The organism is Candidatus Lernaella stagnicola (assembly GCA_030765525.1).
In the GTDB taxonomy this organism is placed as follows: Bacteria; Lernaellota; Lernaellaia; order Lernaellales; family Lernaellaceae; genus Lernaella; species Lernaella stagnicola.
Genome location: JAVCCK010000021.1, coordinates 45,124 through 60,382 on the forward strand (window position 1 = coordinate 45,124; position 15,259 = coordinate 60,382).

The following is a 15,259-nucleotide window of genomic DNA, read 5'->3' on the forward strand; positions in this document are numbered from 1 at the left end:
ACTAAACCAGTGCGCACGGACGTGCAAGAGTTTTCTTTACAGCATTTCCTGGAGCTTTTGATCTTTTTTCTCCACTTTGTCAGCCATTTCGGCTTTGTAACGGGCGAGCTTTGCCGCGACGGCTTTTCGCGCGGTCCCCAATATCTGCACGGCAAACAGAGCCGCGTTTCGCGCCCCGGCCTCGCCGACGGCAAATGTGGCCACCGGCACGCCCGCGGGCATTTGCACGGTGGCCAGCAATGCGTCCAGGCCGTGCAGGCTCGTTGCATCCAAGGGAACGCCGAGCACGGGCAGGGTTGTTTCCGCGGCGCAGACGCCGGCCAGATGCGCAGCGGCGCCGGCCCCGCAGATGATCGCCGAAAAACCCTCGTCGCGGGCCCCCCGCACGAATTTCGCGGTACGCGCGGGCGTACGGTGCGCGCTGGAGACGTGCGCCTCGTAGCCGACACCGAATTGCCCGAGCACTTCGGCGGCATGCTTCATCACCGGCCAGTCGGAATCCGAACCCATCAAAATGAGCACTTTGGCTTTAGCCATGATCAATCCCCCAACCATTTCAACGCTTTTTTACCGATATCGGTGCGGAAATTGGCTCCGTTGAAGCCAATGAGCCGCACGGCTTCGTAGGCCAAGTCGATCGTGGCCGGGATGTCGGCCGCGCGGGCGGTGACGCCCAGCACGCGTCCGCCGCTGGTCACGACGCGCCCTTCCTCGAGTTTCGTGCCGGCGTGAAACACAAGGGTGTCGGGCAGCGCACTTTCGAGGCCGGATATTTCCTTGCCCTTTTCGTAGGCGTCGGGGTAGCCTCCGCTGGCCATGACGACGCACACGGCGGGGCGCTCGTCCCACTCGATTTGATGTTGGTCCAGCGTGCCGTCGATCGAAGCGAGCAGCAGCGGTACGATGTCGCTTTTCATGCGGAACAAGAGGGGCTGGCATTCCGGGTCGCCGAAACGCGCGTTGTATTCCAGCACTTTGGGAACGCCGTTCTCAATCATCAGACCGGCGTACAAGACGCCCTTGTACGGATGACCGCGACGGGCCATTTCCCGAACCGTGGGCTCGATGATCTGCTTGATGATGCGTTCGTGCAGGTCCGGTGTGACGACGGGAGCGGGGCTATAGGCCCCCATGCCGCCCGTGTTGGGTCCGGTGTCGCCGTCGCCGACGGGTTTGTGGTCCTGGCTGGAGGCTAAGGCCAGCACGTGTTCGCCGTCGGACAAAACCAGGAAGCTGGCCTCCTCGCCGACGAGGCATTCTTCGACGATCAACCGGTCGCCGGCAGAGCCGAAACGTCGCTCGACCAAAATGTCGTCCACCGCGTTTTCGGCTTCGGAAATCGTCGCGCAAACAATGGCTCCTTTGCCGGCGGCGAGTCCATCGGCCTTCACAACAATCGGGGCGCCCTGTTCGCGGATGTACGCTTTGGCTTCGTCGGGATCAGTGAAAAGTTGGTATGCGGCGCTGGAGGCTCCGGCACCGTCCAGGATCGATTTGCAGAAAGCCTTGCTGCCTTCGATTTGCGCGGCCTCGGCGCTGGGTCCGAAGATTTTCCGCCCGGCCTTTTCGAAACGGTCGACGATGCCCATCACCAGCGGTGCTTCGGGGCCGACAATCGTGAGGTCGACGTCTTCGCGGTTGACGAAGTCGAGCAGGGCGTCGATATCCTCGGCCGAGATCGGGAGGTTGTCGCCGCAAGTCGCGGTGCCGGCGTTACCGGGCGTGCACCATACCTGTTTGACGAGGGGGGATTGGGCGATTTTCCACACCAACGCGTGTTCGCGTCCGCCGCCGCCAATGACCAACACTTTCATCGTCGCCTCCGTTTCGCTTGAGGTATGGGAGATGGCGAGTGTACCAACTGGTAACGGTGTGTAAAGTCTACGCGTGCGCGGCGAGCTGCCCGCGTATAAACCGTGTCGCTTGTTCCCGCCCGCGAAACACGCCGAAATGGCCCTCGCACAGGATATCCGGTTGCAGCGCGAGCAGCTTTTCCATGCTGACACGCCACGATTTTATGTCCGATTGAAACATGGCGTTGAACGGGCCGTGTACATCCTGCCCAAACAGAACGCGGCCGGCGCTTGTATCCATGTAGGCCGCGATCGAGCCGGGGGTATGCCCGGGGATGTGCAGCCATTTCACGCCGGAAATTTCGCCGCTGTCCCCGCGTAGCGTTACGTCGATGGGTAAGTGCGGCAGTTGAATTCCGTACCAATTGGCCGCCGTGCGGCGCTCGTCGCCGGTGGTGATGGCGTCGGCGTCATCGAGGTGGGCGGCGATGCGACATCCCGTTTTTTCGCGCATGGCCGCCGCGCCGCCGATGTGATCGACGTGGCCGTGGGTGAGCAGCAGACAGGCGATGTCTTCGGGTTGGTGGCCGGTTTCCAGGATGTTGTCGCAGAGACGATCGACTTCGAGGTTGGCGCCGGCGTCGATCAATACCAAAGGCGGCCCGGCCACGAGATAGGTCAGACAATCACCCGCGTAGGTAAAGGCATCACCGCCGACCACATACACGCTGCCGACCACGCGCTCAAAGGGCATGGAAGCCGCCTCCATCGTTGAACGCGTGCAGCATAGTCAAAAGGAAAGGTACTTTCAACGTCGATGCTACGCGTGGTCTTTTGAGATTGTGCGTGCTATAAATAACCGCCGTTTTCGCGGCGTGGGTCGGCTGTATAAATGTGGGGCGCGAAAGGATAGTGTCACCATGGCACGTCGCGGATTGTTTATTCTCGTCATATTGTTAGCGGTCGGCGCGGTGTGCGCGACCGCGGCTCCGAATGCCTTTGAAGGCGATCGAGATTACGAAGCCATTCTGGTCATGCATTCGCCGGATGATTTGGCGGCGCTCAAGCCTTACTACCTGACCATCACTTCCCGACACGACGATGAGTTGCGCCTGCAGGTCAGCCTGGCCGAGGTTGCGACCTTGCAGGCGGCCGGATGGGACGTGCGGATTCTGGGCAAGGCGGGCGGCGAGCCGGAAATCGGCGATTCGGAATACCACACCTTCGCCCAAATCGAAGCCGAACTGGCGGTGCTGGACGTGGATCCGAGTTACGACGCCATTACCGAACTGATCTCCTTCGGCGAGTCGTACAACGGCCACGATTTGTGGGTGCTCAAGATTTCCGACAACGCGGCGGTCGATGAAGCCGAGCCGGTGATCTTGTATGACTTGAACGTCCACGGCGACGAAGCCATCGCTGGCGAGGTGGGGATGGCGTTCATCAACCTGTTGTTGGCGGGATACGTCGCCGACGACCCGCAAATTGTTGCGTTGGTCGACGATCTCGAATTCTATATCGTACCGGTTTTTAATCCCGACGGGCACATTGCGGTCTCGCGTTACAACGGCGGCGGCAGCGACCTCAACCGTGATTTCCCGTACCTGTGGGAAGGGTGGAGCACGTGGTCGCCCGAACCGGAAACCGAGTCGTTGATACGCCTGGCGCGGGACATTCATCCGGTGGCGGGGATCGATTTTCACTCGGGTGCCGAAGCGGTCAATTACAATTGGGATGGCGTTTACACGTTGAGTCCGGATAACGACATCGAGTTAGTGGCGAGCACTCGCTACGGGGATCTTAGCGGTTACTGGGTCACGAACGGCGCGCAATGGTATGTGGCCGACGGCACCGTGGAGGACTGGTACCACGGCGCGCAAGGCATGCTGTCGGCGATCGTCGAAATCAGCGACACGAAAAAACCGTCCGCGTCGCTAATCGATTACTACGTCGGTTTGAACATGGACGCGATGCTCGATTGGGCCTCGCTGGCCAGGTGGGGCCTGTGGGGCACGATCACCGACGAGGCGACCGGCGACCCGATCGAAGCGACGGTGTTCGTCGATGAGCGCATGCCGGTGTACAGCAATCCGGTCGACGGCAGCTTTTTCCGAATCCTAGAAGCGGGCACCTACGACGTGCAGGTGTTCGCCAACGGCTACGACGCTGTCCTTTTCGAAGACGTGGTGGTCCCCGACGAAGACTACCTGACCGTAGCGTGGGAGTTGACGGCCAGCGACGCCGCCGCACCGGCCGCCGTGCGCTGCGTGATCAACATGCGCGACGACAACAACGACAATCCGGCCAACACGAGCCTGCCGCACGCGGCTTTCGGCCTACCGGACGGCGTCGCCTTCTCCACGGGCGTGGATGGCTGGGCGGTTTGGGATATGGGCTCTGCGACGCCGGTATCGACCGACCCCGGCTGGCGTCTGCGCGTGACGGAAATCGAAAGCGACGGGGCCGACGGGTACGCCGTAAAGGTCTCCGATGACTGGCTCGGACCCTGGCAATCGGTGGGCAGCGGCACCGGCACGGCGGCGTTGTCACTTTCGAGCGTGACGTTGGACGAAATCCGCTACGTGCGCTTGGAGGATGACGGTAACGGCCTCAACACCGGCGCGACACCCGGCGCGGATATCGATGCCATCGAAGCGTTCTACCAGGTCGGCGACGACGATGACGACGACGACGATGATAATGACGACAATGATGATAACGACGACGACGATAATGACGACAACGACGACGACAATGATGACAATAACGATGATGACGACAACGACGATGACAATGACGATGACGACAATGATGACGACAACAACGATGACAACGACAACGATGACGACAACGACAATAACGACGATAACGATAACGACGATGATAACGACAGCGGCGGCTGTTCCTGAGACAGATAAAGGAAGGCAATTCCATGAAACGCATAGCTGGATTGACGGTTGTTTTGGTTCTGGTTGCCGCGCTCGTGTCGGCGGCGCCGATTACGGCCAACGTGAACGAAAAAAGCCTCGATGTCGTCCTTCAGTTGGACGATCTTTCCGATTACGACGCGCTCAAACCGTTGTACCTGACGGTTATTGGACGCGACGGCAATGACCTGCGCTTGCAGGCGAGCGAGGACGAGGTCGCGTACCTGGAGGCGCAGGGCTTTGAGGTGAAGGTTGTCGGTCGCTTCGACGGCGTCAAGGCGGCGGGATACCGCAGCTACCCCGAAGTGGTGGCCGAATTGCAGGATATCGCCCAAACGTACGGCAACCTGGCCAAGCGCTTCGAGATCGGTACTTCGGCCGGCGGTAAAACGATGTACGCGCTGAAAATCAGCGACAACGTCAACCTCGACGAGATCGAGCCTGCGCTGCTGTACGACCATTCGATTCACGGCGATGAAGCCATTGCCACGGAGCTGGCCTTCGCGTTCATTTACGAGCTGCTGGACAACTACGGCTCGACCCCCGCGATCACGAACCTGGTCGACAGCAATGAGATTTGGATCGTGCCGGCGGTGAATCCCGACGGGCTGACTCTCCGGCGCGGCAACGGCAACGGCGTGGACATGAACCGCAACTATCCGTTCGGGTGGGAAGGGTTCGGCTCGTGGAACGGGCAACCCGAAACTTTTGCCATGATGGATTTTGTCATGGATATCAGGCCGCTGTTTTCGATCAGCTACCACTCGGGCGCCGAAGTCGTGAACTACTGTTGGGACGGTATTTACACGCGCAGCCCCGAGGATGATCTCGAACGCGCCATGAGCCACGTCTACGACAACCTCGCAAATTACGGCATCACCAACGGCGCCGATTGGTATATCGCCGACGGCACTTCGGAAGATTGGTACCACGGGGCCATCGGCACGATCTCGGTGATCGTGGAAATCAGCTACAATAAAATGCCGCCCGCGGCGAATATTCCCGCCTACTTGAACAAGAACGTCCCGGCGATGGTTGCCTGGGCGCAGAAGTCGGCCGACGCCGTGCACGGGCTGGTCACCAACGCGGCCACCGGCGAGCCACTAGAGGCTGTCATCGTCGCCGACTCCCGGCTGCCGGTGACTTCGGATCCGATTTCCGGCGATTTCTATCGACTACTGCCGGCGGGCAATCATACGCTTTACGTGTGGGCCAACGGCTTTGGCTGGAATGAAGTGCCGGTTACCGTGCCATCCTCGGGCGGCGTCGACCTGGACGTCGAATTGACACCGGCGAAGGCTACGGATTTCGGCGCGCTGCGTACGGTTCTGAATTTCCGTAAGGATAACAACGATAGACCGGATAACGTCTCGCTGCCCACAGCGGTGCTGGGCGGTGCCGACGATGTGGCCTTTTCTTTGGGTGTCAACGGTTACGCCGCATTTGAGTTCGGCGAGACGACCGCGGCGGTTGATGGTTCCGGCGCCGACTTCCGCGTCGTGGAAAAGGGCGACGACGAAGGCTACACCGTGCTCGTAGCCGCGCAGTGGACCGGCCCCTGGCAAAGCCTGGGAGCGGGCAGCGGCACCACCGAGTTCGACTTGGCGTCCTCCGGCCTGGCCGAGGCGCGCTACGTGTTGATCCAAGACGACGGCGACGGCGCGAACACCGGGGCCACCCCGGGCGCGGATATCGACGCCATCGAAGCCTTTGCGGTGTGCGATACCCCGGTGGTCAATTTCTCGGGCACTCCGCTGACCGGTGCGGCCCCGCTGGACGTGGCGTTCACTGCCACCGTGGACGTCGCGCCGGGTTGTCTGGATACACTGAGTTGGGATTTCGGTGACGGCGGGAGTTCGGACGAACTCAGCCCCACGCACGTTTATAACGCTCCGGGCGTGTATACCGTAACGCTAACGGCAAGCGGCCCGGGCGGCGATGACGAACTGACCCGTGAAGACTACATTTCGGTCACCGGCGGCGACGACGTAACCGACGACGATACCGGCGGCGACGACGACACAATCGGCGACGACGACGCAGCGGGCGACGATGATGACGACGACGACGATGACGATAGCGGTGGAGGCTGCGGCTGAGAAAACGGAAGCGATTTCAAGGAAGGCCCCCACCTGGGGGCCTTTTTCGTTTAATTAGCGTAAAATGCGCGTATGGCAATATGGCGACGCAGAGTAAGCCGCATAGCGTGGACGGCGCTGGCGACCTTTTCGGTCGCGTTCCTTTTGTTCGTGTACACCTTTACCGAAGGCATCGGTGTCTTCAGTGGATTGTGGTGGAAGTCCGAAAGCAACTGTTGGACGATCACGCGCCCTGAGGGGTGGCTGTTGGTCAACGCGCACCTGCGCGGCGCGGTCCGGCCGCAGGGTCTGACCATTCGCAACACGGGCGCCACGCCCTTGGTCTCACCATTCGTGACGCGGGACGGGATTTCGCCGTGGCTGTCATTCGACGCACAGGCGCGAGCGATCGCGGAGCGTGCCGACACCAACGCGGATCGCGCGGCGCTGCTTGTCGATTGGGTCCGCCGGTACGTGTTCCCCGAAGCATGCGGGACGAAGGCGCAGGACATCGAGGGGCGTCCGTGGCCCATGATGCACGTTTTGGGTTGTGGCGAGTGCGACGATCTTTGTTTCTTGGTGGCCATGGCGGCGCGGTCGGTGGGGCTGAAAGCGCGAACGTTGGATTTGGACGGGGGACACGCGGTCGTCGAGATTTTCTACGATGATGGCTGGCACGTATTTGACCCCATGTACGGTTACGCTTTCTACGACGACGACGGCGTGGTGCCCAGTTTCGAGAGAGTGCGTGCCGCCGGCGGAAAGGGCGCGTGGAACCAGGCGGACCGTCCGTGGCTTTTCGCCCGGTTGACTGACCGTGTGTGGCAAAGCAAAGCACGGCCCGTCGAGCGCGATATCCCGCCGCAATGGCGCAAGCCACCGGTGCCGCTGGTTTTGGCCCCGGGCGACGAAGTGCGATTTCGGCGAGTGCGGCATCGCGAGTTGTTTGCCGGACGCGGCGGCGGCAAAAACGCATTCGTGAGCCGCGTCGATCTGGATTTGTCCGTGACGCCCAACAAATTCTTGTGGGAATTCCCTTTCCGAGTGCTCAAGGCGACGATCACCGCCGGGCCCGACGGCCCGACCACGGTGCTGGCCGATTACTACGACCGGCCCGCCCAGGCAATCCACCGCTTCAAGCACCAAGCCGCCGCGCCCTGGCCGCCGGGTACGCGCCTGCTTGTGGAAGCGATGGCGGCGTCGGGTTGGATACCGGTTCCCGATCCGGGACTGACGGCGCTGAGCTACGGCTGGGCGGCGGGGGATCGCGCGGAGGTCACGCTGCGGTGGATGCTTCGCTAATGTCGGCCGCTAACTCTGCGGCGGATACGGCAGCGGCGGATGGCTTGCCAGGAACTCGACAATCTCCTCCACGTCGTCGGTGATCAGCAAAAGCTTTGCGTAGACGTGTGGCGCGGCGATTTTTTCCAGCAAGCGGAAAATCGGCGCCGTTTCCGTCCAAAACTTTCGGCCGTAGAACACCATTGGGCTGATCCAGTGAAAGAGCCCATACTGGTTTTGCGCCGCGTCTTGGAACACTTCCTGGAAGGTGCCGGCGCTGCCCGGTGTATAGACGACGCCGTGCCGGCAGATGGCCAGCAGACCGTCTTCGCGGATACTGTTGGCGAAATACTTGGCGATATACGGTGTGAATTGGTTGGTGGGTTCGTGGCCGTAGAACCAAGTAGGAATGGCCAGGCTCTCGCCGCCGGCCGGATAACGCTGCAGCAGTTCGCAGCTTAGTTCAACGTAGCGATCGGCGAGGAAATCGGTTTCCTGCTGCAACAAATCGACGGCGCGTTCGACTTCGTCGGCCTCGCGCGGGGCCAAGTACGCGCCAAGATTGCCCGCCTCCATCGCGCCCGGTCCGCCACCGGTGGCCACGAAGTAGTCGGCCCGGGTCAAGCGACGCCCGAGACTCACGATGTCCCGGTAAGCCGCTTCGTCGCGTTTCATCGCATGACCGCCCATGATGCCCACGACTTTCGGTCGCGAGGCGAGAAGCTCCCGCAGGGCGTCGTCGATCGCGTGGTCATGGATGCGCTGGGCGAGGGCTTCGATGATGGGCGGCGAGCTTTCGGGGCCGCGGTATTGCGCGAAGTGCCGGTAAATGCGCCCGTCGAGTGTGTCGTGGAGAAAGCTGCCGAGTTTGCCGGGCACATAGCCTTCCATCAATTCGCTCGGCGCGTACAGGGTGGCGCGATAGGGTCGATAGGGCAAAGCGGGTAATCGCGGAAAGACGATACCACCGGTGTCGACGATGTGGTCCAGGGCGTTGGGCGTGAGGTGGCAGCCGAGGAAAAACGCCCCGGTGGCCGGCACGCGTCGCAGTTCGGCATCGAGGGAAGTCAGATCGACATTTTGGATGACGACATCAAGCAGGGTACCGTGGTCGGCCAGATGGCGTCGCAGGGCGTCGGCGTTTTGAAATTCGATCAACAAGACACGCTTTCTATTCGTCGTTGCAGCGATAGCATACGCCGAAGAGGAACAATTCGTGGGAATCCACCGAAAATCCGGGTGGGGCGAGTTTACTCTCGTCGATGGGGCAACCGGGGAAGTCGAAAAGCTTCCGGCAGCGGCGGCAGTAAAAATGATGGTGGTGATCGATCCCGGCGCGCTCGTAGAGTGTCCCGAGTTCGGGCACCGGCACCTCGACGATTTCGCCTTCGCCGATCAGTAACTTCAGGTTGCGGTAGACGGTGGCGATGCCCAATTGCGGCACTTTACTTTGGGCAAATTCGTGAACTTCCTCGACCCGTAACGGCCGCGGATTCTCCAAAAACACCGCACGAATAGCGTCCCGCTGTCTCGTTTTTCGCTGCAATTGGTTACTCCTACAACACTAAACATAGCGAATACCACGCGTCATACAAGAGCGGCGCGGGAAAACAACCGCGCCGAGCCGGAGCTTGATAACACCACGGCTGCGTTGCCGGGCATCGATTTGTCGGCCTGAGGCGCGGCTAGAAGATCTCGCTGGCGGCGAAAAAATAGGCGATTTCCTCTGCGGCGGTCTCGGGCGCGTCGGAGCCGTGTACCGTGTTTTCGGTGAGGCTGTCGGCCCACTGGGCGCGAATCGTACCGGGCGCGGCTTTGGCCGGGTCGGTGGCGCCCATCAGTTCGCGGTTTTTCGCGATGGCGTCTTCGCCTTCGAGCACCATCACCAAGCAGGGGCCGCGGCTCATGAAGTCCGTGAGGTGGTCGAAAAAGGGCTTGTCGCGATGGACGGCATAGAACCCTTCGGCTTCGCGTTTGCTCAGCCATATCAATTTCGCCGCTTTTACGCGCAGCCCGTTTTGTTCGAAGCGATCGATAATCCGCCCGATGAGGTCTTTCTCGACGGCGTTGGGTTTGATGATCGACAGCGTGCGCTCGATGGTCATCTCTTCCTCCTTGCGTGGACGAATTCAAGATAAGCGTCCCGCCGCGAAAAGCAACTTGACGGCGCGGCTCGCTCGCCTACTCTGAGCGGAAGGAGGTGCCCCGGTGGCGGGAACATCGCTGCGACGAAAAGCTGTGCAATTACGTAAGCGGTTGTTGTTTGCGGCCGTAGTGACACTGCTTTGCCTTGCGGTTGTTGAGGTGCTGCTTCGCATCGGCGGCGTCGCGCAAACGACGGCCGAGCAATTGTTTTCCGATGTGTACGACGTCAACTACGCCATGGTGCCGCACGCGATGAATCCGTGGACGGACGTGGAGGAATTCCTCAACGGATCGGGCTTTCGCGGTCATGATGTGGACCCAAAAAAGAAGCCCGGCACCTACCGCATTCTAAGCGTCGGCGACTCCACGACTTTCGGCACCAACGTTCGCGTCGAGCAGACCTACATGTACCTGCTGGGCGACATGCTGCGCGGACGGGGCTTGCCGGTCGAGATGATCAACGCCGGTATGCCGGGTTCGTCGCTCTGGAAGCAAGCGATTATGATCGAGAAGCGCTTCCGAAATTACGAGTTCGACCTCGTGGTGCTCTATACCAACTACGGTTATCGACGCGATTATCTCGAGTTACGCAAGTTCATGGAAGAACATCGCCTGCGGATGCAGGTGCGCGACGGGCTGGCGCGTCTTCATTTGTACAAACTGCTGCGGCTGTGGCTGCGGCCACCCGACTTCGCCCGCCACGCGAGCCAGTACGGGGACCTCGAGGGGTTCGTTAACTCCATTGATGACGCCAACACGCGCAAGCTGATCAGCCATTACACCGAGCAGGATCTGAAGCGCATCAAGGCCCGTTGTGACAAGCTCGGCGTACCGTTGCTGGTCGTTCCGTTGCTTTCGCGAGGCGTTTTTCATGACGCGATGGCGGTCAAAGCGGAGCCGGGTTCGCCATGGTGGCGGTTTCACTATCTCCAAGCTCAAAGCGCGGCGCACACCGGCGTCGTGGCGCGCCGCTTGGGGTTGATGGTGGTCGACGCGTCCGACGAATTTCTCAAGGCGTACTATCGGCGCGAGATGTTTCTTGACGACTGTCACTTTTCGCCTGCCGGTCACGACGTGTTGGCCCGCATGCTGGCCGAGGCCGTCTGCGAGCAGAATCTGCTGCCCGCTCCCTGCGCGCCGGGCGGTTGACCACCGCGGCCGTCAAGGCTACAAACGAAATCCATGGAAGTGGCACGGTAACTGGTGTGCCGCCCGGTCTTCAAAATCGGTGAGGGTCGCTAATCACGGCCCTGGTGGGTTCGATTCCCATCCACTTCCGCCAGCTTTTCGTAGGGGTTACGGGTACTTACGTGCTTGTGACCCCTTGTTATTTGCCGGTGTGACCAAAAGTGTGACCAAAAACCGCGGGCACTTCATTGCTACTCAGCCTTCCCATCCTGGTTTTCCTCATCGTCTTTGACCAAGCCGAGGTCGGAGTACAGCTTGTTCACAGCTTCATCTTTCGCCTCGGGTGAAAGGTGGGCATAGCGCATCGTCGTCTCGATGTGCTTGTGCCCGAGTAGCTTCTGGACGATGTAGAGCGAGACCCCTCGGATAACAAGTTGGCTTGCGAAACTGTGCCGCATGTCGTGGAAGGTGATCCGAGGTAATCCAGCATGTCGTTGAACCCTGTGAAGAGCACCGAGGTACTCGTGATCCAAGATGTGGGTTTTAAGCCTCCCGGGAAAGACCAGATCAGTCTTGAGGTGCCGAAGCTGGCGATAGCGCCAGAGCACCTTCTTTAGCTCGGGGTGCATCGGTACCTCACGTGTTTCGACTCCTTTGGGCGTGCCCACCCTTCCGAGGTAGACGGCGCGATCGACGATGATGACCCCCGTGGGTTCCGAAAATTCGGTCCATGTTGATTTTACCTGCTTTTTCGTGATTGCCTTGAAATGCTTTTGGCATGAAAATCTTGCTCGAAATCACGATATTGACAGTCGCTGGTTTCGAGTCTTCATCCCGACAGAATAGGTAGATTTCGGCGTGGCCACAACTTGTTGATTTCATTAACGGACGAGTTTTGGCGAGGGACAGGCGAGCCCCTTTGGACTCCCCCGAAAAGGGTAAAAGGGGAAAAGAGCCCAAGGGTAACTCTTAACAGTCCCGGGAAATACGAAACCCAACGCTGCTGCCACGGTCGGCCGGATAGAACCCGTTCCGATCCGACGCGCGCACATTGCCTGCAATAACGTACCAGCCACCGCCGCGAAGCACGCGGGTAGCGCCGTCTTCTTCGGGCCGATCAAAGCACCACTCATAGACGTTGCCGAGCATGTCATAGAGGTCCCAGGCGTTCGGTTTCTTTTCGCCTACCGGATGGGTGTTGCGCTCTGAGTTGTCGAGATACCAAGCGATCTCGTCCACCGGCCCATAAGGGTCTTTCGTGCCTCCGGCCAAACAGGCGTAAACCCATTCTTCCGAGGTGGGCAAACGTATTCCTTTTGCGCCTTCGATTGGCGTCGCCGTATCGTTCGACTCATCAATGTCGTAGACTTCTTTCATACCCAGTTTCTTGGAAAGCGCATTGCAGAATTCTACCGCGTCCAGCCAAGAAACCGTTTCCACCGGATGATCCTTGGTTCCTTCCCCCGTGGGTTCCGAAAATTTCGTCCATGTTGATTTCGCTTGTTTTTTCGTGATTGCCTTGAAATGCTTTTGGTATGAAAATCTTGCTCGAAATCACGATATTGACGGGCGCTGTTTTCGAGTCTTCATCCCGACAGAATAGGGCGATTTCGGCGTGGCCACAACGTGTTGATTTCATTGCCGGACGAGTTTTGGCGAGGGACAGGATTTCGCCGCAGTGGCCTTCCCCACATCCCGGCTGGTCACGGTAACCAGTGTTTCGCTCATTTATTCCGCTTGCTGTGGCCTGTGGGGCTCGCCCTTCCGTCCACAGAAACAGGGTGTCGGACGAACAGAATCAGTGGGACCTTAACTGAGGGCAGGTCACCAGAACCTTTTGCAAAGTCCGAAAGTGAATCCCGTACTCGCGGCAAATTTGACGCTTGCTCTCGTTTTCCACCAAAACTCGCCGCCGAATGTCGCGCCACATCTCCATGTCTTTGTACATCCTTTCCCCCATCGTTTCGTAACCGAAACAACGGGAAATAACTCAGGATGCCACGACTTTCCACCGCCTCCACCAAACCCGGCGAGTGCTTCACTTTTCGACCGGCGATCACACTACAACGAACAGTGGCTGATCGAGAAAATGGGGTTCCGAAGCCCAAACCAAGTGCGCCGCGAATAAGCCTTTGACAGAAAGGCCGCTTAGTGAAAATATGTGTCCAAGAAACCGGGTGCGGTACAGTTCGCAATCAATCAACAGTAGCAGTCGGTTCTGTCCGAAATGCGGGAAAGAACTTTTATAGCTCATCGGGTATAATGAGGAGGTCGAAATGCCTTTTTGTCCATCATGTGGAAATGAGCTATCAGAGGATGCTCTATTTTGCCAAAAATGCGGCAGTGCAAAAGAAGGTCCTGTCGCTGTTGTGCTCTCGCGAAGGGAAACCTTGAAGCGACACCTCTTATGGGGTGGATTTGCCGCAGTGGGTCTTTCTGCGACGGTGTTTGCAATGATCATAATGTTAGGAGCCTCGAAGATAAGAGAAATCGCGAACATACAAGCCAAACTTGGACAAGGTCTTCTGGCTGCTCTATTGATGTTAGGGGTCGGGGCGGTCGGCTATTGTTCCTTTCGCTGGCGACAAACGTATTCAATGCTGCTTAATCCATCAGGACAAGAAATTTCGACCCGCACCAAGGTGATGCTGGCCGTTCTCGTCGCCACTCCGCTATTGTGTGGTATTGTGGTACCGGCGGCGTTTGTGATGGGCCTTTTTGCTTTAAATGAACTTGAGAAAGAACCGGAACGATACCGATTCCACACGGTTGTGCATGTTACGATCTCTTTGTTAGGGGGAATTATGCTAACCGCGATTCTCGGTTTTGTGCTGCTCATGATTGCCGGAGTTTAGCTCTAATTCAAGGATACCTTACCACCGAAATGAATTTGGTGTGAAATGAGGTCAACAAATCGCCCTCCCAACTTTTAACTGAAAGCGCGGACAGGCTCATAAGGAGTAAGCTCGTGGAAGAAAAATCGATCCTTTCAGAAGGCTGGATTATCATTGCTCTGCTGTTGGTTTTTCCGCCCCTTGGAATTTACCTCGCATGGAAAAACCCATCATGGTCGAAAAACACGAAGTTATTGATGACCACGATCCCCTTTTGCTTTTTCCTTCTCCTAATTGTGGTGCTTATTCTATCTGATCCTGCAATACTCCCGTTCATTTACGCTGTGTGGTAAGGTTCATTTTCGACGACAGGTGAATTTTGATCTTGCCGAATAGAATATCCAATCAACCGAGAGGTTACGCCTCATCTTTTGCCGTGAATCCAAAGATTTTTCGCTGCTCTTCCCAGAGCGGCGGAATCTGTTTCTTGGTGAGCGTGGTGAGCGACAGGCCTGATGTTTCCTTGCCGTCCAGGATGGCATCGATGATGTCGGGGGCGAGCAGCGTGAGATCGAGCATGCGGCTTACGTAAGAGCCATCGACCTGACCCTCGTGGGTTCCGAAAATTTCGTCCATGTTGATTTCACTTGTTTTTTCGTGATTGCCTTGAAATGCTTTTGGCATGAAAATCTTGCTCGAAATCACGATATTGACGGTCGCTGGTTTCGAGTCTTCATCTCGCCAGAATAGGGAGATTTTGGCGTGGCCACAACTTGTTGATTTCATTGACGGACGAGTGTTGGCGAGGGACAGGTCAGGAGTTCTTTTTCATCCTTTTCCAACCGCGGGGGATCAGGACCGCCAGGATAACTCCCGAAACGGTACCGATGGCGAACCCGGCGAGCAGCCACGGGAAGTGTTCGCGAAAAGCAAAGTAAACATAGATCAACGCCACCAGCGATATGAGTAAAAGCACTACTTCAACGATCCGGAGCGGTTTCATTCAGACCTCCTTTTTAAGTTGCCGATCACCACTTATTCAACCGGCACAACAATGGTCGGCAGGCTGGAAT

15 protein-coding genes and 1 tRNA gene are annotated in these 15,259 nt (G+C 58.5%); 6 read left to right on the forward strand and 10 right to left on the reverse strand.

What is annotated here, in order from left to right; all coding sequences use genetic code 11:
* Positions 1-36: 36 nt before the first annotated feature.
* The 3 genes from purE to P9L99_10230 all read right to left on the reverse strand — a co-directional run bounded on the left by purE (position 37) and on the right by P9L99_10230 (position 2,547).
* Complete coding sequence (gene purE / locus P9L99_10220) at positions 37-537, reverse strand: 5-(carboxyamino)imidazole ribonucleotide mutase (GenBank protein MDP8223723.1); 501 nt, start codon at positions 535-537, stop codon at positions 37-39.
* Between the two features lie 2 nt (positions 538-539).
* On the reverse strand, positions 540-1,814 hold the full coding sequence (gene purD / locus P9L99_10225) for a phosphoribosylamine--glycine ligase (protein MDP8223724.1): 1,275 nt from the start codon (positions 1,812-1,814) through the stop codon (positions 540-542).
* A gap of 67 nt (positions 1,815-1,881) precedes the next feature.
* Positions 1,882-2,547: an MBL fold metallo-hydrolase gene (locus P9L99_10230; GenBank protein ID MDP8223725.1), complete on the reverse strand. Its 666-nt coding sequence runs from the start codon at positions 2,545-2,547 to the stop codon at positions 1,882-1,884.
* A gap of 166 nt (positions 2,548-2,713) precedes the next feature.
* Between P9L99_10230 and P9L99_10235 the strand changes: the two genes are divergently transcribed.
* The 3 genes from P9L99_10235 to P9L99_10245 all read left to right on the forward strand — a co-directional run bounded on the left by P9L99_10235 (position 2,714) and on the right by P9L99_10245 (position 8,100).
* Positions 2,714-4,702, forward strand: coding sequence for a M14 family zinc carboxypeptidase (locus P9L99_10235; GenBank protein ID MDP8223726.1), 1,989 nt, complete (start codon positions 2,714-2,716; stop codon positions 4,700-4,702).
* Between the two features lie 23 nt (positions 4,703-4,725).
* Positions 4,726-6,819, forward strand: a complete 2,094-nt coding sequence (locus P9L99_10240; GenBank protein ID MDP8223727.1) for a M14 family zinc carboxypeptidase — start codon at positions 4,726-4,728, stop codon at positions 6,817-6,819.
* A gap of 72 nt (positions 6,820-6,891) precedes the next feature.
* Positions 6,892-8,100 (forward strand): transglutaminase-like domain-containing protein, encoded by a 1,209-nt coding sequence (locus P9L99_10245; protein ID MDP8223728.1) that lies wholly within the window; start codon positions 6,892-6,894, stop codon positions 8,098-8,100.
* 9 nt (positions 8,101-8,109) lie between these two features.
* Here the strand turns inward: P9L99_10245 and P9L99_10250 are convergent, their stop codons facing one another.
* From P9L99_10250 to ndk, 3 genes are all read right to left on the reverse strand, one after another.
* Complete coding sequence (locus P9L99_10250) at positions 8,110-9,240, reverse strand: hypothetical protein (GenBank protein MDP8223729.1); 1,131 nt, start codon at positions 9,238-9,240, stop codon at positions 8,110-8,112.
* A gap of 10 nt (positions 9,241-9,250) precedes the next feature.
* Positions 9,251-9,625: a transcriptional repressor gene (locus P9L99_10255; GenBank protein MDP8223730.1), complete on the reverse strand. Its 375-nt coding sequence runs from the start codon at positions 9,623-9,625 to the stop codon at positions 9,251-9,253.
* A gap of 139 nt (positions 9,626-9,764) precedes the next feature.
* On the reverse strand, positions 9,765-10,184 hold the full coding sequence (ndk, locus tag P9L99_10260; GenBank protein MDP8223731.1) for a nucleoside-diphosphate kinase: 420 nt from the start codon (positions 10,182-10,184) through the stop codon (positions 9,765-9,767).
* A gap of 103 nt (positions 10,185-10,287) precedes the next feature.
* Between ndk and P9L99_10265 the strand changes: the two genes are divergently transcribed.
* Both P9L99_10265 and P9L99_10270 read left to right on the forward strand, forming a co-directional pair.
* A complete protein-coding gene (locus tag P9L99_10265; GenBank protein ID MDP8223732.1) occupies positions 10,288-11,373 on the forward strand; it encodes a hypothetical protein in 1,086 nt (361 codons plus the stop codon).
* Between the two features lie 35 nt (positions 11,374-11,408).
* Positions 11,409-11,506: transfer RNA gene (locus P9L99_10270), tRNA-Sec, on the forward strand.
* Positions 11,507-11,603: 97 nt separating this feature from the next.
* Here P9L99_10270 and P9L99_10275 read toward each other — a convergent pair.
* Both P9L99_10275 and P9L99_10280 read right to left on the reverse strand, forming a co-directional pair.
* Entirely contained in the window at positions 11,604-12,050 is a 447-nt protein-coding gene (locus tag P9L99_10275) for a site-specific integrase (protein MDP8223733.1), read from the reverse strand.
* Positions 12,051-12,321: 271 nt separating this feature from the next.
* The gene (locus P9L99_10280) at positions 12,322-12,867 is read right to left on the reverse strand and encodes a formylglycine-generating enzyme family protein (protein MDP8223734.1); all 546 of its coding nucleotides are present in this window, start codon (positions 12,865-12,867) and stop codon (positions 12,322-12,324) included.
* Positions 12,868-13,628: 761 nt separating this feature from the next.
* Between P9L99_10280 and P9L99_10285 the strand changes: the two genes are divergently transcribed.
* Positions 13,629-14,207, forward strand: a complete 579-nt coding sequence (locus P9L99_10285; GenBank protein MDP8223735.1) for a zinc ribbon domain-containing protein — start codon at positions 13,629-13,631, stop codon at positions 14,205-14,207.
* Between the two features lie 396 nt (positions 14,208-14,603).
* Here P9L99_10285 and P9L99_10290 read toward each other — a convergent pair whose 3' ends face one another.
* Complete coding sequence (locus P9L99_10290; GenBank protein MDP8223736.1) at positions 14,604-14,972, reverse strand: hypothetical protein; 369 nt, start codon at positions 14,970-14,972, stop codon at positions 14,604-14,606.
* Between the two features lie 28 nt (positions 14,973-15,000).
* On the reverse strand, positions 15,001-15,189 hold the full coding sequence (locus P9L99_10295; protein MDP8223737.1) for a hypothetical protein: 189 nt from the start codon (positions 15,187-15,189) through the stop codon (positions 15,001-15,003).
* Positions 15,190-15,259 lie beyond the last annotated feature (70 nt).